The organism is Lysinibacillus sp. A1 (genome assembly GCF_000801965.1).
Classification (GTDB): Bacteria; Bacillota; Bacilli; order Bacillales_A; family Planococcaceae; genus Lysinibacillus; species Lysinibacillus fusiformis.
In genome coordinates this window covers 82,359-99,758 of the sequence record NZ_JSZM01000020.1, presented here as the reverse complement: position 1 = coordinate 99,758, position 17,400 = coordinate 82,359, and the positions used below count along the sequence as shown (strand labels likewise).

Genomic DNA, 17,400 nt, shown 5'->3' with positions numbered 1-17,400 from the left:
GTAGGTGTTCAGTAAAGAAGCGGTGATATAGCTCTCAGCAAATGCTATATTTTCTGTTTCACTATTCTTACTTACTTGGCCACATCATCAAATTGTAATTTATATTATCTCTCACTTTAGCAAAATCATTCATAAATAGCAATTAATAACTGGAACTATTGGTGAACGACTGTAAAATTAAATTTGTAAAATCCTCTACAGAAAGAGGCTTACTAAAATAATAGCCTTGAACATACTCACAGCCATGCTCACGAAGTACGTTTAATTCAGCTTCTTCCTCGACACCTTCAGCAACTACTTGTAGGTTGAGCGCATGAGCTAAAGAAATCATGGCGGAAATCATTGCAATACCTGATTTTTCAGGAACGATATCACGAACGAAAGCACGATCAATTTTAAGTACATCCACAGGGAATTTTTTTAAGTAATTTAAAGATGAATAGCCTGTCCCGAAATCATCTAATGAAATCGTAATTCCAAGCGCACGCAATTGATTAATCGTATTAATTAAATCTTCTGTATAATCAAGCATGCTCATTTCTGTAATTTCAATTTCTAATAAATGTGGGTCAATGCCTGTTTCCGCAATGACTCCCTTCACCATATCTACAAAGCCTGAAGTACTTATATGAATGGGTGAAATATTAACAGCTACTCGTAATCTGAGATTATGTGATTTATTCCAAAGTTTAGCCTGTGCACAGGCCTTACCTAGCACCCATACACCAATATCATTAATTAGTCCACATTCTTCAGCAAATGGAATAAACCGATCTGGCGGGATATGTCCCAATTCGGGATCATACCAGCGTAATAATGCCTCCATACCAATAATTGTGTCTGTTTTTAAATCAATTTTTGGCTGGTAATGTAATTCTAATAAATCCTTTTTTAAAGCTTGATGTAATTTTGTTTCTAGTAAAAGCCATTTATCATTCGCTTCATCCATATTTGCACGGTAGAGACGATATTGATTTCCTCGCGTAGATTTAGCAGCATACATCGCAATATCAGCATTTTTCAGTAATTCTTCTACAGTGTTTGCGTGATCTGGGAAAATACTAATGCCTATACTAATACTTGCATAAAATTCATAGTTATCTACTACAAAGCTTTCATTAAAGACACTAATAATTTCCTTGGCCATTTCCTCTATACGATTTACATCATTTAAAATCATGACAAATTCATCGCTATTGTGACGATAGAAAGAATTAGAGGTATAATCAATATTCCGTAAACGATTCGACATTTCCACTAAAAACATATCACCGATAATATGACCAAGCCCATCGTTAATGTGTTTAAAACGATTCACATCAATGAAAAATAACGCAAACTTTTCTCCTGTACGTCGAGATTGATGGAATTCATTTTCTAAACGCTGTTCTAATTTACGACGATTTGGTAGCCCTGTTAATTCATCGTGATAGGCTATGTGGGTAATTTTTTTAATATCCTTTTGCGCTGTAATATCGACGCGTATTGCGATATACTGATAAGGCTTTCCCCGCTCATCAAGGAATGGGAAAATAGTTGTCTTCACCCAATATAAACTGCCATCTTTCGCTCGATTGCAAACCTCGCCATTCCACATCTCACCATTACCGATTGTTCTCCACATCTCTCTAAAGAAAGATTTAGGATGATAGCCTGAGTTCAGTAAACGGTGATCTTGGCCTACTAATTCTTCACGCGTATACTTCGAAATTTTACAAAAATGATCATTAACAAAAGTAATTTTTCCGGTACGATCTGTAATTGCCACAATAATGGAACTATTCATAGCGGAAAAAATATCTTGCAATTCTTTAAGACTGTAGTTCATTTGATTACTACTCGGCGTGATATTCATCATTTTCATTCTCCATTCATTAAAATATGAAGGGTTTGGTACTTTTGCTTTATTTTACAGCGAGGTATAAAGTTGTGGTATATCGCCCTTTTTTCTGTAATTATATTATAGTCTTAGAAAAGCAGTTAATTCAACCCAAATATGAAATCATTCGAGTCAAGGTTGGGATAGTTTTTGATATAAAATACAAATATTAGTTATTATTAACACTCTAAATTGTCTAATTTTAAAGTTTTTGAATACTTTTGTACTATTGATAGTATTTTCCTTAGGCTATTTCTCCATTAAATACAAAATACTAATAACTTATAAATTTATCAGATTGTAAAAATGAACAAACAAAATGCCTTACTGTTACTCATAAGCAGTAAGGCATTTTAATAGCTAGGAGACCTCATATTCTATTGATCCTCCAGATGTTTTAGCATGCTCATTATAAGCATGTAACTGCTCTTGAGATAAATTTAACATATAATAATGAAAATTGATGGGCTCTAATCCATGCTCCTCACATATATGTCGATAATATTCATAGCCTTCTCGATAATCAGTCATCTTTATTTCTCCCTTTCACTTGAACTACTTTTCCTTGTACGTATAATATCGTGACATTTCTACTTTAGAAATCAACGAATTTTCCAAAATCTTTTTTTGAAATGATGAAAGCCCAGTCCATGTTACTTAGTATGGCTGGGCTTTTCATAAAATATTCGCGTCGGCTTCCGTCATCACCATATTCTTTTAAATCCCTAATTGTTTTGCTTGCATATTATAAGCGGAAAGTTGCTTCTGCGATAACTGTAATACATAATAGCGGAAAGAAATTGGCTCTAATCCATAACGCTCACACATTTCACAATAAAATTCATATCCATCTCGATACTTTGACATTAAAAATTCCTCCTTAGTTGAATCTGTTTTATAACAGTTGTTTTTATTTTTATTTAATATATAACAGATTATGATGGACGTCAAGTGCTTATGACAGAAAAAAATCATAAACGCTTGCATCGCTTTACAAGCGCTTATGAACACCTAAAATATGGAGTGTTTTTGGCATTCAATGGTAAAATAAACTTTAGAACGGAGGGAAATGCACAATATGAAGAACATCATAGCAGGAATTATGTTAATAGTAGGTTTAGGAATGATAGCTAATACACCTGTATTGGCAGGGCCTCTAGCAAACAAGAAGTAGAGAATAGGCCAATCGAAGTGGTCGTCAATGGTGAATTTATCAAGCTGGATATACATCCACTCATGGACCGACATCATCTTTTCATTCCTATCCGTGCCCTTGCATCACTTGGACTTTCCTTTAGTTTTAATGCTAAGACTAAAATGACAACCGTGCAAAATAAAAATGGTGATTACTTAAAAATCACTGCCAATAGCCATTCTTCTTCTAACAATGGACAAGATGTACAAATGGAGGTGCCTGCGCAAAACCGCGAAGGTCGTATCCTTGTTCCTCTCAGATTTGTTTCTGAATCATTGGGTTACGACATATATTTTGAACCCATTCGTCAATTCGTTTTCATTCATGCCAAAGACTATTCGTTTGATTCGTCTATATTGGAGCAGGAGGATCTTCAAGCAGCGCGCAAAGCTGCTATTGCTCTACCTATAAAGGCCGATTTTAAAACACTAGGCACATCTGATGGACATCGCTTACACAGTTATACCTTCCCTATCGGTCGAGCAGATGTATATCATTTACTCGATGCTATGTTTACATTTGTGGAAATTAAAAAGGGTCAGGCCCTTGCCATTGGACAGCTTTTCCGTGAACGAAGAGTGCCATCTATAGCCGTAGGGAATATTTCATCCAATATGAGTTTAGATACTGACCCCATCATGGAACTCTATAACCATGGAAATGTGCTTTTTACTGAGTATGAGGACAATACAGCTAAAGCTAGTTACACTGAACAAGACTGGATATTTTATAGAAAAGAAAATGAAGATGGACATTTATTCAGACCTCATACAAAAGCTTCCTAATCAATGATCAATCGCAAAAAAACCCATCTATCTGGTTAATGGATAGATGGGTTTTCAAATTAATTTGATGCCTGTTGCCAGCTATTTTTTATTTCCTGAATTTGCTGGATATGACGTTGTTCATGGAGATAAATTTGCTCAATCCATTGATCGAGTGGACATTCACCAAGAGCTGGATGCTTCATAGTGTGCTTTGCTAAAGCATCAGCGTCCTCAATCGTTTCTAAAAACCCGAGAAATTCTGCTCTTGTTTTTGCTAGCAATTCCACCATCTTTTGAACATGGAAAGGATTTTCCGATGGCTCCACTATGCTTGGCGCTTGAAATTTTCGTGTACGGTCTAACAGCAGCTGCATATCCTTTCGGTCAGGAGACGATTGTTCCTGTGATTTTAAGCCCCATGTAACAGCCTTCTTTGTAGCTTCCTCTACTAAAATCAGGTGATGACAAATTTGTGCTATACTCCAATTTTGTGCATCTGGCTTGTCATTAAATTCGGTATCACTTAAATGATTAATTTCCAGAAGTAATTGCTCTCTTGTGGCATCAAATTGATCCTTTGCAAATATGATCATACGCTACCCCCTTCATTCGTTATACCTTTATATTCGACAGAGGTGGGTGAAAATCATCTTTCATGCACCATATTAAATGGATTGTTTTCTAAAACCTGCTGTAGCTGTTCATCCTCAATATGTGTATAAATTTGAGTGGTTGCTACACTTGAATGCCCTAAGATGTGCTGTAAGCTCCTAATATCAGCACCAGCCTTATACATCAAAGTTGCCGAAGTATGGCGCAGCTTATGTGGTGTAAGTCGTTCCTTTTGAAGACCTGATTGCTGATTAATTCGCTTCACGATTTTAGCTACAGTTTGCCGTGTAAAACGTGTTCCCTTTTGGGAGACAAAAAGGGGCTCATCTCCGTTTCCCTTATATGGTGTTTTCCCACTATTCTCATAGTCTGCTAGTGCCTGCATGCAGCTATCATTCAAGTAAACAGTACGCTCCTTATTGCCCTTCCCGACAACGGTTAAATGACGTCCTTGTATAGATGTAATATTAAGCTGGCATAGCTCTGTCACACGAATTCCTAAGTTTAAGAAAAACATCATCATACAGTAATTTCTTGGTGATGCCTGATTAGCAGGTATGCCATCTATAAATTGTGTAGCTTCTTGAAAATTCATATAGATGGGTCTTTTTCGACCAATTTTCGGTGTTTCTAATTCCTCTGCTGGGTTTTCCTCAATTAGTCGCCGTTTCCCTTTTAAGTATTTGAAAAAGGATTTTAATGTCGCAACCTTCCGTGCCCTTGAAGCTGCAGAATTTCCACGCTGTACCTCACAATACTCCATAAAGTAATAAAGGTCCTCCAATGTAATATCTCGAATTTCTTCTATTGTAATGGTGGCAATATCAATGACTGATAAATTTTCTATATCAAGATCCTCCTGGACAGCTGTATGGAAACGGAAAAATAAAGTCAAATCATATTCGTATTCTTTTCTTGTGCGCTGGGACTTTCCTTTGATGGTAGTTAAATAAACAAGAAAGTCCTTCATGATTTTTGGTTGTTTTGTTTTTTGCATCCCAATCACCTCTATTTGCTCTATTTTACCATAAAAAACGTTCCCAAATATAAATTTGGGAACTTTATTGAAAAAACAAGCTACTTTTCTACACTAAAGAAACGTACGTTCTATATAAGTGAATAAAAAAGATCCCCTTTTATATAGAGGACCTTCTGACTAAATAAGAAAAGAATTGTGACAGTTTTTGGTTTTTAGGTATAAAGTTGATGTTCTATGAATATTAAAATCTAGTATACTTCTATTGCTTTGTGAGGCGACTCGAAAAATAGAAAGGTGGGTAACTGCCCATGTCGATTCGTCTCACAACACGCATGGTATTATTTGGATAAAATGACTATTTTACAAAAACTGAGTATTTCTGATCAGCTTGTTTTGTAAGAGACCAGTTCGTCGATAACATTTGCTGTAGTTTTGTGACCGTTTCCTCATCACACATCAAATGCTGGATACCAGTTTCTAAAAGTTGGTAATCTATCCCTTCTTCAAGGTTAAAGCGCAGGTGCAATAAACGTTGGATGCCAGGTAATGTTACATACTTGATTCGATAATGGCCATGTAACGCATCTAAGAACTCTTGTTCGCCACCCTGAAAAAGTGCCATTGTTTCACTAAAATCATAGTTTGGTACTTGTTCCTGCCAGGCTGATACATCCCCCGCCCGTAAAGCACGTAAGATTTCCTCGTCAGAAAAGTTTAATTTAGAAAGTTTATCAAGTTCATAAGCTTGCATTAGATTAATGATTGTCATGAATGTTAGCTCCTTTTATGTATTTACTCACAGTGTACCATGTTTTTATTACTACTCAAATTCGGAGGGATCCATATGATGAATTTATATGATTCTAGTCTGTTTTTCGATGAAATGTTTGATGGCAATCAACCGAAGCCCCATTATCGATCTTTTCATCATAAGCTATCCATTTTTTCGCAGGAGCAACTCGAGGAGAAATATCGTCAAGCCCAATCAAGCTTTCTCAGACAAGGCATTACTTTTACGGTCTATGGTGCACAAGATGGAACCGAAAGGACCATGCCCTTTGATTGCGTCCCTATCATTATTCCTCAAACACAGTGGGCAAGTATTGAGGCAGGCGTCAAACAACGTGTGGAAGCACTGAATTTATTTTTACAGGATGTGTATGCTGAACAAAAAATCATCCGTGATGGCTATATCCCTAGAAAGCTGGTAGAAAAGAATCCATATTTCTCGCCAATCATGCAGGGACTTAAGGTGCCAATTGCTAATCATATATTTTTAGCAGGTATTGATTTAATACGGGATGAAAACGGTGATTATTTCGTGCTGGAAGACAATTTACGGAATCCTTCAGGCATTTCTTATGTGTTTGAAAACCGTGACGTCATGAAGGAAGTGTATCCAGAATTTTTTTCAAAGCATACGATCTTATCTCTTGATAAGCAAATGGCTAACATGAAAAAAGCACTGCTTGCCCACCGCCCACCTACTATGGATGAAGGGCGAGAACCAAAAGCTGTGCTACTAACAGCAGGAATGTACAACTCGGCCTATTATGATCACGTATTTTTAGCTCAGCATTTAAGTATTCAACTGGTGGAGGGCCGCGATTTAGTCGTACAGGATTTAAAGGTTTATATGAAAACCATCTATGGTTTACAGCAAATCGATATTATCTATCGCCGTATCGATGATGATTTTTTAGATCCGGTTGCATTCCGTGAGGACTCTTTATTGGGTGTCCCTCATTTAATGGCAGTTTACCAAGCAGGCAATGTGGCCATTTTAAATGCTGTTGGCAATGGCGTGGCAGATGATAAAGCGATGTATGCCTATGTCCCTGAAATGATTCGCTATTACCTACAGGAAGAGCCAATATTACCGAATGTGAAAACCTATCATTTAGAAGATGAGCAACAGCGAGCGTGGGTACTGAAGCATATTCAGGAGCTAGTCATTAAAAATGTGAGTGCATCCGGGGGCTATGATATGCTGATTGGTCCTCATGCAAGTGAGGAAGAAATCGCTTTGTTTAAGGATAAAATTATGGTGCATCCATGCCAATATATTGCCCAGCCAACTATCAAATTGTCTAGAGCACCATCCTTTCAAAATGGACGATTCTATCCTTGCCATGTGGATTTACGTGTGTATGCCATGAAGGGTGAGGATTGTTATGTATTGCCAGGCGGATTATCACGAGTGGCCTTACAAGAAGGTTCACTTGTGGTCAATTCATCGCAGGGCGGTGGTGCTAAGGATACATGGATTTTAAAGGAGGAGTTGCAGCATGCTGAGTCGAGTAGCCGACGCGTTATATTGGATGGCACGGTATAGTGAACGTACACAAACCAATACACATATATTACAGGTACAGCTGTTGAATATGTTGGAGCAATCTGGGCAAGAACATGATTATATTGATCATTGGGAGGCTGTATTAAATATTTGTGCCTCAAAGGAGGAGTATTTAGCCAATTATACAGCTATACGTGTGAACCCATTAATTGATTATCTTCTGTTTTCTGATAAAAACGGAAACTCTCTCCATGCTACATTACGCGCCATTCGAGAAAATGCCCGAGTTACGAGAGATCGTATACCTGCGGAGCTATGGGAAATACAAAATGCCTTTTATTTAACTAAGCAACAGGACATACTAACAATGGATCGGCCTATCCCATTAATTGATCTTCAAGCTTTTTTACAGGAAGTTCGGAAAACGTTGTGGATGGTGACTGGATTAATTGAGGACACGATGGATCGGGATCTCCCCTTTTATTTCATGCAGATTGGGAAATGGCTGGAGAGAGCAGAAAAAACAATGCGGATGACGTTAATTATTCTCGAACAACAGAAAATAACTGGCCCATCCCTTCATGAAATGGATGGTACATTTCTATTAGAGCTTGCTGCCGCAAAAGAATCATTTTTGCAGAAGCACCGCCAAACCAATCTCTTATCGGTCATTCGATATTTATTGCAGGATGAACATTTTCCTTGCTCGATCATGTTTTGTCTGAAAAAATTAGAAGAAGCTCTCAAGTCCATCGAGCATGATCCTTTGTCGTCAAAATGTTTAACGCTTCATTCGACCATCAAAAGCTTCGTCCTAGCAATTGATCATCTTGATTTTTGGTCAATGAGCGTTGAGCAAGCCATCACTATAATGGAGGAAAGATTGAGTCAGTGGATTGCCTTTAGCGAAACATTCTCGACAATCTATCATTTATATGAACCCAGCATACAACCTTGAAAGGAATCCATCACAGCTCCCTTTCAACAGGCAAGTCAGTAAGCAGAAGGAAGCGGACACGATGAAATTTGAAATTCAACATACAAATATTTTTCAGTATGAGTCTGAAGTCGATCAAAGCTTAAATACGATTCGTTTAAAGCCGCGGAGTGATGAGCGTCAACGGCTGTTATCCTATCGAATTGCAATTACTCCATCCTCTCTTACCCGTGAGCATACGGATATTTGGGGAAATACAGTAGGTTCATTTTATATTCCTGAGCAGCATCAAGTACTAGAAATTCATACATCGTCGATTGTCAGTATCCAGCGTGCGCCATTTATTCACCGCATTCAATATTCGCCCGAAATGCAGACTATTTTTCACTCACAACTATTTTATGAACATTATCTTCCCTATTTAAAAACAACTCATTTTACGTATATGACAGAACAACAGCTGGAGGAAGTTTTTCATGCAATTGGCCATGCTGAAAATCCTGTGCTCTTTTCGCTTAATTTAATGCAATACTTATACTCTAGCTTTGAATATGATCCTTCAGCAACAGATGTGGGTACAACAGCCAGTGAGGCGTTTGCCCTAAAACGTGGCGTATGCCAGGATTTCACTCATGTTATGCTAGGTGTATTGCGTTCTAAAGGAATTCCAGCACGTTATGTTAGTGGTTATTTATATGTCGATGAAAATTCAGCTCTCGTCGGCGATATTGCAACACATGCTTGGGTAGAAGTTATGATACCTGGTATTGGCTGGATTGGTCTTGATCCAACAAATAATGTGGAAGTATTAGAAAACCATATTATTTTGTGTATTGGTCGAGATTATAGTGATATAAGCCCTGTTGAAGGGGTTTATTCAGGAGGCAAGCATGATTTAACCGTAAAAGTAAGTGTCAAAGCATTGAATCACTTATAAGAAATAATGACCTGTGCAGGAATGGCGACATACGCGATTGCTGCACATTTTTTATTCAAAGCGCTGTTGTCTTTCTGTTAGTACCCATTTGCGAACATAGCCCATTTCTTGCTGAATATGTTCCAGTGTTTTCTCTTCCTGAAACGCCCTTTGCATAACGGTATAACGCAAATCGGTAGCTCTGACGTTTTTTCCAATATCTTTAGACATCGTTTGAAAAATACGTTCCACTGTCTTCGTCGTAATCGACTTTGTCATGCTTGCCTCACTCACCCACACCCATTCCTCTACCTTTTTGTCATGCATGGATTCTGTTTCTTCCTTATAATGTTCTAGCATGTCCATAAGTAAGGGTGAACACTTTACCTCACGGCGTCCGTTCCGATTGGCAATAAAAAGAGTTGATTTTTCCCTTTGGAAATGCGACCACTTCATCCGTACAAGCTCTGCTGGCTTACAACCTGTTTCCATCAAAACTTGAACAATACAACCATTCCGTCTCGCCAGCCATGCATGCTCTGCTGATTTTGCATATTGAAAATAAGTCGGCCAAACATTAGCCATTTGCCCGATTTGCTTATTTGTGAGTACTTGTAACGCCTCTTTTCGCCTTTTTCTCGGCTGTAAAATATGTTGATAATCAAAGGGCTCCATCCATTCTCGTAAGAATATAAAGTCTACAAAGCCACGCATTGTTGCTATTTTATGATTAAATGTATTGATATTGCTATAGGTCTCCTTTATATCGTGACAATAAATTTGTAATAACTCTTGAAATTGGTGATCTACATACAAGTAATTTTTTTCATGGGCGAAGGATAAAAAATGCTGCCCATCCATATTGTACTGCTTCATCGTTGCTGCACTTTTCTTTAATGACTGCAACAGCAACATATATCTGTTCCACGCGTCCTTTAGTGTGATCATTCATTCCCTCCTTGTTGACTGAGCGGTAGTTATTTTCATTTTACTATATATTGCGTGCGTATGTTCTTGTTTTTGATATAAGATTATAGTGTCGGATAATCTGTAATCAAGGCTCATACCCGCTCCCATCCTTCAAGGCTTCTTACATAATTAAGAAACAAATGTTCGTCTTTTAGTTTCTCATACCTTTTGCTTTCTTACAATAGTAAATTCCGTTCCTTGTTGTAGAACAATTGCTATTTATTCCACCTATTTTGTATAACAACGCAATTTTATATGAAAATTCGTATAATTTCGTGTTTATCGTTCCTTGTGCTATATAATAAAGGTATAAACAAATTAGGGGGCTCTTAACATGCAAGTAAAGACGACTCGACTGGAAGCAGAAGATGCAAAAATTATTTATCAAGAAACTGCTGGGCTAGCAATTATTACGATCCATCGACCACAGGCGAAAAATGCATTAACCGCAAATATGTGGGATCAATTAGCAAAAATTGCCCTACAAGTATTAGATAATCCTAAAAATAAAGTCCTTATTTTACGAGGCTCAGGACAAAATTTCACTGCTGGCTCTGACATTAAAGAATTTAATGCCATCTCTCTCGACAAGGCTGAGGAGGCGTTTATACATATGGAAAAGACCATTTCCACTATTGAGCGCTTGCCGATTCCTACGATTGGTGTGATTAATGGGCCTGCCATGGGGGCTGGGTTGGAATTAGCGCTAGCCTGCGACATCCGGATTGGCTCCGATAAAGCCAAACTCGGCATTCCTGTTGGTAAATTGGGGATCACTTTAAATAATAAATTTGCACAGCGCTTAGTACAGCTTGTCGGCCCTGCTACAACCAAGGATTTAGTATTTACAGGAAGAATGTTTAAAGCAGAGGAAGCTTACAAGCTTGGGATGCTCAATTATCTTGTAGCAGAGAAGGATTTAAATAAATACATGATCCGCATGGGTAAGCTTGTGGCGGGGATGTCTCCTGAATCCTTATTTGCAGTCAAGCAATCTGTCCAAGAATGCCTGGATAGTGTTCCAGCCTTATGGCATGGCTCCACGCCATTTGTCGGCAATGATTTTGCAGAGGGTTGCCGAGCATTTGTTGAAAAGCGCCAGCCACTGTTTACGCGTCAACCTAAATAAAAAACAGGTACTCTTCTCGCCCTATAGCGACGGGAGTACCTGTTTTTTATGACTTTTTCTTCTGTATTCCGGATTTTGCATGAACATGGATAGCATCCAATTCATAGCCAAAATGCGCATAAAACTCTGTCTGAACTGCTTGTTGTAAGTTATATAAACGTTCTGCCAAGGGATAATCGATCGGTAGCCTTACCTGTAGGGTCAATATAGCTTGGACTTGTTCACCTAGCACAAATTGGACTTGCTCCACCTTTTGCACAAAATCTTGTTGTTGACAGCAATACGTAAGTAGCTGGACATAAACATGATGACTAATCTCAATATACTCCCGTTGAAAATCAGGACGAACAATGGTTGTTTCCCCTATCTTTTCACGTTTTGTTGAAAAAATCTCCATTCCCTTTAGCACCAGTCGCTTAAAGAAGTTTTGCTCAACTTGTCGATAAGGGATCGGCATAACATGCTTCCCTTGCGTTTGACGAATAAAACGAGCTTTTTGAATGTCCTTAAAGGAACGAACATCTTCCACATCATAATAATGCTCGATAGCCCCTAGCTCCAGCTGCTTTGCAATACTGTTTGTCATTTTCGTTGACGTCCCAATAAGTAAAATAGATTCCACTCGGTGGGTCGCTAGCGCTTTCTTGACGGCCTCACGATGCTCTTGATCCGTAAAAATGGCACGCCTGACAGCGGTAATTGTATTTTTTTCAAATTTGGCAGAAACTCCTGCGACCCTCACGCCATTGACAATGAGTAATCCATCATCGATAATCGCCTGAACGCCAATTTTATGGGCAAATGATAGAGCACTAGTGCTTTTTCCTGTGCCACTTGGTCCACTTAACGAATATACCTTCAAAGCCCTCACCCCCTCTTATGCTAATGATAGTAGGTAGACCCATTGATTCGTACCTTGATTCTCATTGAAAAGCTATATAGTAAGTATAATACAACTTCTAGATTTACGGAATTTACAGTAGGTTTGGTTTCCCCAACATTAGGCAATCCATTTTCGCTAGCCTATGCACACATCCTCTACATTATATAAATATTTTCTTTTTTCAGAATATCTGCCCCTTTCTGTGCTTTAGTATGATAAAATGTGAACTACTATTCTGTTATACAACTACAAGGAGTGTACTAGTCTTGAAAATCGTACCATCTAAAAAAATGTCATTATTTACACCAGCAATTTTCGGAGATTTGAAAAATTTTGCGAGAGAGCAGCAAACAAAGGGCATGACCCTGATTGACTTAAGCTTAGGAAGCCCGGACCTTCCCCCACACGCCAAAATTCGTGAACATCTATCTTATCGAGCAGGTTTAGCTGAATCGTATGGCTATACACTTACAGGCACACAGCGTTTTTATGAGGCAGTTAGTCGCTACTATAAGCGTCGTAGCCATGTTGATTTAGACCCCACTACTGAAATCATTCAAACGATTGGCTCTCAAGAAGGCTTAGTGCATCTTCCAATGGCCTTTTGTGATCCAGGAGACATCGTGCTATCGACAAACCCAGCTTACGTTGCGTATGACGCAGGTATTCACTTAGCTGGTGCAACACCCTATTACATGCCTCAAACAGCTGACAACAACTATCTTCCAGACTTAGATGCTGTACCAGAAGATATTGCCCAAAAAGCAAAGCTATTAATTTTAAACTTACCAGGAAACCCAGTACCTGCCATGCCATCCTTAGCATATTTTGAAAAAGTGATTGCCTTTGCTAAAAAATATAACATCATCGTTCTGCATGATGCAGCCTATTCTGAGTTTTATTTTACGGGGGATGGACCGATTAGCTTCCTTGCTACCCCAGGTGCGAAGGAAGTAGGGATGGAAATTAACTCCCTTTCCAAAAGCTTTAGTTTAGCAGGAACACGTATTGCCTATATCGCAGGAAATGCTGAAATGATCTCGATTATAAAGCAATTAAAATCGAATTTAGATTTCGGTATTTTTGAGCCTATTCAGGATGCAGCTGTCGTTGCCCTCGATCATGCTGAAGAAATTACGGCAAACTTACGTGCAACCTTCTCTAAGCGTCATCAAACACTGATGAATGGCTTACAGGCACTAGGTTGGGACGCAGCACCTTCCAACGGCGGTATGTTTGTTTGGGCTAAATACCCATATGATATGGACTGCACAGAACTTGCCTTTAAATTGATCGAGCAGGTTGGCATTGTGACGGTTCCAGGTACTGTATTTGGTACGGCAGGTCAAGGCTATTTGCGCTTAGCACTCGTACAGCCAGCGGAAATCCTTCAGGAAGCTGTTGATCGTTTAGCGCAAGTACAAGTACTACAAGAAAACTAACATAGAAAACCCTTCTAACAACATGCTAGAAGGGTTTTCTTAATTAAATCCAAACATCATTTTCAGCAGTAAGTGCTGATTTTTCCTCCCCCGTATTCACTACCCCAACAGGCTCTACAAGCAAAATTTTACACTCGGCAGCGGCGTAAGGCTTGTGTTCAACTTGGCGTGGTACGACAAACATTTCCCCCTCCTTTAATCTCACTTCTCCATCACGGAATTCGATGACAAGCTCCCCTTCAATAACAATAAACACTTCATCTGTATCATCATGTTTATGCCAAACAAAATCTCCCATCACTTTAACAAGCTTGAATTGATAGTCATTCATTTCAGCAATTACCTTTGGTGACCAGTGTTCTTGGAATTTCGCTAATTTTTCTTGAAAATTAATCGGTATGTATGTCATTCCCTTTCTCCTTCCTTCATCTCCTATTAAAAATACAGCTACTGTCAAGCGGCAGTAGCTGTATTTTCTTATACATCATATTTTTGGTGAACGTCGTCCTCGTAACGGTTATAGCGCTGTTTAAATAGCTTGAATAAATGAGTCACAAGCACTTTAAAGATGGCATATCCTGGAATGCCCAAAATGACACCAGGGACACCAAATAGCGAGCCTGCCGTTAATAATACAAAGATAATTGTAATCGGGTGAATACTGAGCGATTTCCCCATAATTTGTGGAGAAATGAATTTTCCCTCGATTAACTGCACGATTGTCCATACAATCGCTAGCTTAATCAGCATCAATGGTGATGTGACAAGAGCAATAATAACGGCTGGTGTGATGGCAATAACAGGACCTAAATAGGGCACCACACTTGTAATCATCGCAAGGAAGCCGAGCAATAAAGCATATTTCATTCCAATAATTAAGAAGCCAATCGTTACCATTGCACCAATACACATGGATACTAAAATTTGCCCTTGTATGTAAGAACTAATTTGCTTGTCCATATCATGGAAAATTTCAGTCACTTCTTTACGCATACGCGGTGGGCAAACTTTCAGCATAAATTTCGGTAACTTTTCGCCCTCTTTCAGTAAATAAAACAGAATGAATGGTACGGTTACAAGCGATAGAACAATGCCTGTTAACGTTGAGAGGAAGCCCGTAATACCGGATGCGACACCCTGTGCTATATTTGCAGCTGTATCCTTCACAGTTTTCACCATATCTGTAGTGAAGTTTTTAACCACTTCATTGTAGTCAAAATTAATTTTATCTAAATAATCGTTAAAACGTGAATGATTAAAGAATGCAACAAATTTTTCCGTAAACTTCATAAAATACTCTGGGAATTCCTGTACAAGGTTCGTGAATTGGTCACGTAAAAACGGATAAACCAACACAACAAGCAGTGTAATGACACCAATGACCGCAATGTAGAGTATTAAAATACCCCAAATTCTCGGGATACGCCATCTAACCAAGATCGCCAACAATGGACGTAATAAATAGTAGCCAATGACGGCTAGTACCCCTGGTAAAATGACTACTTCAAATAATACTTGAAGCGGGGTAAAGATAAAGGAAACTTGATTAAACATAAAAATAACACATGCAACTAATAATAAAATAACCAGCGTAAATAATAGGTTTCTACCACCTAAGAAACGAATAAACTTGGTTGCTAACAGGTTTGAACGTTCTTTTGGTCTTTCTTTTTCCATATATCCACCCCAATCAAAAAGCTCTACCTTTATATTACAGGATAATGTTGGATTTTGCTAAATATCACTCCAGTGAAATGCCTAAAAAATCACTTAAAAAGGCCTTATTTTGTTCCACATCTATCACGATTGAATCGCCGGCATGACTAAAGTTTTGGAATTGATAGCTACCTTCAATTGGAATCGTTGCTTTTTCAATGTTCACCTTGCCCTTAGATAACAATTTCAGCACTTGTTGCATTTCTTCAGCAGAAGAATAATCGGTTGTAATATAGCCTTGTGCTGCCCCTACGAATTTTGGTAAATGCAATACATTCGCAGGTGTTAACAGTTCATTTTTTAAAGCCTCGATAACCTTTTGCTGACGTGCTACACGACCGAAATCACCTTCCGCATCATGACGGAATCGTGCATAGCCTAGTAACTCCTGGCCATTTAAGTGATGAACACCTTGCTTTAACTCTACCCCAATATTTTCAGACATATCCTTCTCAACGTCCATCTCAACACCATTAGGCGCTAAAATATCCACCAACGATTCAAAGTTTTTAAAATCGATAAGGGCATAATGGTGAATCGGTAATCCGAACATATTCGTCAGTGTATCCTTCAGCAGCTGTACGCCATCTAAGTAGTACGCTGTATTAAGTTTATAGGATTGATAGCCCGGTATTTCCGCATAAATATCACGCATAAAGGATACGAGCTTAATATCATTGTTTGATTTATTCCAAGATAATACCATCATCGTATCTGTTCGAGATTTCTCCTCGCCACGTGTATCGACACCGAGGATTAAGTAATTTTCGATATCACCTTTTAATGTATCGCCAGAAAAATCCTCCTGCTCAACTTGTGTTTGATTGGCAAGCTTTAGTCCACTTCGGTACTGCATGATAGAGTACCCTGCCACAATCATGACACAGAGTATTAATAATGTAAAAATTGCTCTCCCTTTACGAAGCTTTCGTTTTGTAGGGCGTTGTGAGCGTCTTGTATAATCTTGCTCTTCCATAATGACTAACTCCTCTATTTTTTTATAGTTAATGTAACGATTGATTAGCCGGAAAGTTTCATTTAGCTGATAGAGGAAGTCCCAGCTTCATCTATCTTATTGTTATTTTACACCCAAATGCTCAGTTTTTTCGCCAAACAATGCTATAATATTTTCACAAAAGAAAGGATGATGTACATGATAGAAAAAGCTACATTTGCTGGCGGTTGTTTTTGGTGCATGGTTAAGCCATTCGTCGAGTGGGATGGTATACATAAAGTAACATCTGGATATATGGGCGGCCATTTAGAAAACCCAACATACGAGGATGTTAAGAAAGGGACTTCTGGCCATTTAGAAGTCGTCGAAATTGAATTCGATTCAGCCATTTTTAGCTATGAACAACTGCTAGACATTTATTGGATGCAAATCGATCCCACTGATGCTTTTGGGCAGTTTCATGACCGTGGAGAGTCCTATTCAACAGCCATCTTTACTTACACGGATGAACAAAAGCAAATCGCCGAGGCATCTAAAGAAAAGCTTGCCACTAGTGGACGCTTCGATAAACCTATTGTAACCAAAATTCGCGATGCTGAACGCTTCTATCCAGCGGAAGACTATCACCAAGATTACTATAAAAAAGAAGCTGATCACTATAAGCAAGACCGAGCTGTTTCGGGCCGTGATGAGTTTCTAACTAAGCATTGGGATCAATAAACAAA

The 17,400-nt window shown here is 38.5% G+C and carries 18 protein-coding genes; 7 read left to right on the top strand and 11 right to left on the bottom strand.

Annotated elements, in window-relative coordinates; all coding sequences use genetic code 11:
* Positions 1–142: 142 nt before the first annotated feature.
* The 3 genes from PI85_RS16655 to PI85_RS16645 all read right to left on the bottom strand — a co-directional run bounded on the left by PI85_RS16655 (position 143) and on the right by PI85_RS16645 (position 2,746).
* Positions 143–1,858, bottom strand: a complete 1,716-nt coding sequence (locus PI85_RS16655) for a bifunctional diguanylate cyclase/phosphodiesterase (RefSeq protein WP_235318504.1) — start codon at positions 1,856–1,858, stop codon at positions 143–145.
* A 381-nt stretch (positions 1,859–2,239) separates the two neighbouring features.
* Positions 2,240–2,410 carry a hypothetical protein gene (locus tag PI85_RS16650; protein ID WP_036125825.1) on the bottom strand — a complete coding sequence of 57 codons (171 nt, stop codon included), beginning with the start codon at positions 2,408–2,410 and terminating at the stop codon, positions 2,240–2,242.
* 186 nt (positions 2,411–2,596) lie between these two features.
* Positions 2,597–2,746, bottom strand: coding sequence for a hypothetical protein (locus PI85_RS16645; RefSeq protein ID WP_008177633.1), 150 nt, complete (start codon positions 2,744–2,746; stop codon positions 2,597–2,599).
* Between the two features lie 324 nt (positions 2,747–3,070).
* Between PI85_RS16645 and PI85_RS16640 the strand changes: the two genes are divergently transcribed.
* Positions 3,071–3,859, top strand: a complete 789-nt coding sequence (locus PI85_RS16640; protein ID WP_052323551.1) for a copper amine oxidase N-terminal domain-containing protein — start codon at positions 3,071–3,073, stop codon at positions 3,857–3,859.
* A gap of 59 nt (positions 3,860–3,918) precedes the next feature.
* Here the strand turns inward: PI85_RS16640 and PI85_RS16635 are convergent, their stop codons facing one another.
* From PI85_RS16635 to PI85_RS16625, 3 genes are all read right to left on the bottom strand, one after another.
* Entirely contained in the window at positions 3,919–4,434 is a 516-nt protein-coding gene (locus PI85_RS16635) for a DinB family protein (protein WP_036125822.1), read from the bottom strand.
* Positions 4,435–4,487: 53 nt separating this feature from the next.
* Positions 4,488–5,450: a tyrosine recombinase XerC gene (locus PI85_RS16630; RefSeq protein WP_036125820.1), complete on the bottom strand. Its 963-nt coding sequence runs from the start codon at positions 5,448–5,450 to the stop codon at positions 4,488–4,490.
* Positions 5,451–5,787: 337 nt separating this feature from the next.
* A complete protein-coding gene (locus tag PI85_RS16625) occupies positions 5,788–6,201 on the bottom strand; it encodes a hypothetical protein (protein WP_036125818.1) in 414 nt (137 codons plus the stop codon).
* Between the two features lie 75 nt (positions 6,202–6,276).
* Here PI85_RS16625 and PI85_RS16620 point away from each other — a divergent pair, with 75 nt between their 5' ends.
* The 3 genes from PI85_RS16620 to PI85_RS16610 all read left to right on the top strand — a co-directional run bounded on the left by PI85_RS16620 (position 6,277) and on the right by PI85_RS16610 (position 9,602).
* Positions 6,277–7,767: a circularly permuted type 2 ATP-grasp protein gene (locus PI85_RS16620; RefSeq protein ID WP_036125813.1), complete on the top strand. Its 1,491-nt coding sequence runs from the start codon at positions 6,277–6,279 to the stop codon at positions 7,765–7,767.
* Positions 7,721–8,686, top strand: coding sequence for an alpha-E domain-containing protein (locus tag PI85_RS16615; protein WP_082011586.1), 966 nt, complete (start codon positions 7,721–7,723; stop codon positions 8,684–8,686). Before PI85_RS16620 ends, PI85_RS16615 begins: the two co-directional genes overlap by 47 nt.
* 61 nt (positions 8,687–8,747) lie before the next feature.
* A complete protein-coding gene (locus PI85_RS16610; RefSeq protein ID WP_008177642.1) occupies positions 8,748–9,602 on the top strand; it encodes a transglutaminase family protein in 855 nt (284 codons plus the stop codon).
* Positions 9,603–9,653: 51 nt separating this feature from the next.
* Here the strand turns inward: PI85_RS16610 and PI85_RS16605 are convergent, their stop codons facing one another.
* A complete protein-coding gene (locus PI85_RS16605) occupies positions 9,654–10,529 on the bottom strand; it encodes a site-specific integrase (RefSeq protein ID WP_036125812.1) in 876 nt (291 codons plus the stop codon).
* Between the two features lie 355 nt (positions 10,530–10,884).
* Here PI85_RS16605 and PI85_RS16600 point away from each other — a divergent pair, with 355 nt between their 5' ends.
* Positions 10,885–11,679, top strand: a complete 795-nt coding sequence (locus PI85_RS16600; protein ID WP_036125810.1) for an enoyl-CoA hydratase/isomerase family protein — start codon at positions 10,885–10,887, stop codon at positions 11,677–11,679.
* Positions 11,680–11,725: 46 nt separating this feature from the next.
* Here the strand turns inward: PI85_RS16600 and PI85_RS16595 are convergent, their stop codons facing one another.
* Positions 11,726–12,550, bottom strand: coding sequence for an ATP-binding protein (locus PI85_RS16595; protein WP_235318503.1), 825 nt, complete (start codon positions 12,548–12,550; stop codon positions 11,726–11,728).
* Between the two features lie 278 nt (positions 12,551–12,828).
* Between PI85_RS16595 and PI85_RS16590 the strand changes: the two genes are divergently transcribed.
* Positions 12,829–14,004: an aminotransferase class I/II-fold pyridoxal phosphate-dependent enzyme gene (locus PI85_RS16590; protein WP_036125804.1), complete on the top strand. Its 1,176-nt coding sequence runs from the start codon at positions 12,829–12,831 to the stop codon at positions 14,002–14,004.
* Positions 14,005–14,047: 43 nt separating this feature from the next.
* On the opposite strand, the gene PI85_RS16585 is transcribed toward PI85_RS16590, so the two are convergent.
* The 3 genes from PI85_RS16585 to PI85_RS16575 form a co-directional block, all read right to left on the bottom strand.
* A complete protein-coding gene (locus PI85_RS16585; RefSeq protein WP_036125802.1) occupies positions 14,048–14,413 on the bottom strand; it encodes a cupin domain-containing protein in 366 nt (121 codons plus the stop codon).
* A 68-nt stretch (positions 14,414–14,481) separates the two neighbouring features.
* The gene (locus PI85_RS16580) at positions 14,482–15,681 is read right to left on the bottom strand and encodes an AI-2E family transporter (protein ID WP_008177648.1); all 1,200 of its coding nucleotides are present in this window, start codon (positions 15,679–15,681) and stop codon (positions 14,482–14,484) included.
* 64 nt (positions 15,682–15,745) lie between these two features.
* On the bottom strand, positions 15,746–16,696 hold the full coding sequence (locus PI85_RS16575; RefSeq protein WP_036125800.1) for an LCP family protein: 951 nt from the start codon (positions 16,694–16,696) through the stop codon (positions 15,746–15,748).
* A 177-nt stretch (positions 16,697–16,873) separates the two neighbouring features.
* Between PI85_RS16575 and msrA the strand changes: the two genes are divergently transcribed.
* Positions 16,874–17,395, top strand: a complete 522-nt coding sequence (gene msrA, locus PI85_RS16570; RefSeq protein WP_081937095.1) for a peptide-methionine (S)-S-oxide reductase MsrA — start codon at positions 16,874–16,876, stop codon at positions 17,393–17,395.
* Positions 17,396–17,400: the final 5 nt, after the last annotated feature.

What these genes read in the sequence shown, in the direction of transcription:
- PI85_RS16655 (WP_235318504.1), bottom strand. Translation starts at nt 1,858, where the DNA reads ATGATGAATATCACGCCGAGTAGTAATCAAATGAACTACAGTCTTAAA.
- PI85_RS16650 (WP_036125825.1), bottom strand. Translation starts at nt 2,410, where the DNA reads ATGACTGATTATCGAGAAGGCTATGAATATTATCGACATATATGTGAG.
- PI85_RS16645 (WP_008177633.1), bottom strand. Translation starts at nt 2,746, where the DNA reads ATGTCAAAGTATCGAGATGGATATGAATTTTATTGTGAAATGTGTGAG.
- PI85_RS16635 (WP_036125822.1), bottom strand. Translation starts at nt 4,434, where the DNA reads ATGATCATATTTGCAAAGGATCAATTTGATGCCACAAGAGAGCAATTA.
- PI85_RS16630 (WP_036125820.1), bottom strand. Translation starts at nt 5,450, where the DNA reads ATGCAAAAAACAAAACAACCAAAAATCATGAAGGACTTTCTTGTTTAT.
- PI85_RS16625 (WP_036125818.1), bottom strand. Translation starts at nt 6,201, where the DNA reads ATGACAATCATTAATCTAATGCAAGCTTATGAACTTGATAAACTTTCT.
- PI85_RS16620 (WP_036125813.1), top strand. Translation starts at nt 6,277, where the DNA reads ATGATGAATTTATATGATTCTAGTCTGTTTTTCGATGAAATGTTTGAT.
- PI85_RS16615 (WP_082011586.1), top strand. Translation starts at nt 7,721, where the DNA reads ATGCTGAGTCGAGTAGCCGACGCGTTATATTGGATGGCACGGTATAGT.
- PI85_RS16610 (WP_008177642.1), top strand. Translation starts at nt 8,748, where the DNA reads ATGAAATTTGAAATTCAACATACAAATATTTTTCAGTATGAGTCTGAA.
- PI85_RS16605 (WP_036125812.1), bottom strand. Translation starts at nt 10,529, where the DNA reads ATGATCACACTAAAGGACGCGTGGAACAGATATATGTTGCTGTTGCAG.
- PI85_RS16600 (WP_036125810.1), top strand. Translation starts at nt 10,885, where the DNA reads ATGCAAGTAAAGACGACTCGACTGGAAGCAGAAGATGCAAAAATTATT.
- PI85_RS16585 (WP_036125802.1), bottom strand. Translation starts at nt 14,413, where the DNA reads ATGACATACATACCGATTAATTTTCAAGAAAAATTAGCGAAATTCCAA.
- PI85_RS16580 (WP_008177648.1), bottom strand. Translation starts at nt 15,681, where the DNA reads ATGGAAAAAGAAAGACCAAAAGAACGTTCAAACCTGTTAGCAACCAAG.
- PI85_RS16575 (WP_036125800.1), bottom strand. Translation starts at nt 16,696, where the DNA reads ATGGAAGAGCAAGATTATACAAGACGCTCACAACGCCCTACAAAACGA.
- msrA (WP_081937095.1), top strand. Translation starts at nt 16,874, where the DNA reads ATGATAGAAAAAGCTACATTTGCTGGCGGTTGTTTTTGGTGCATGGTT.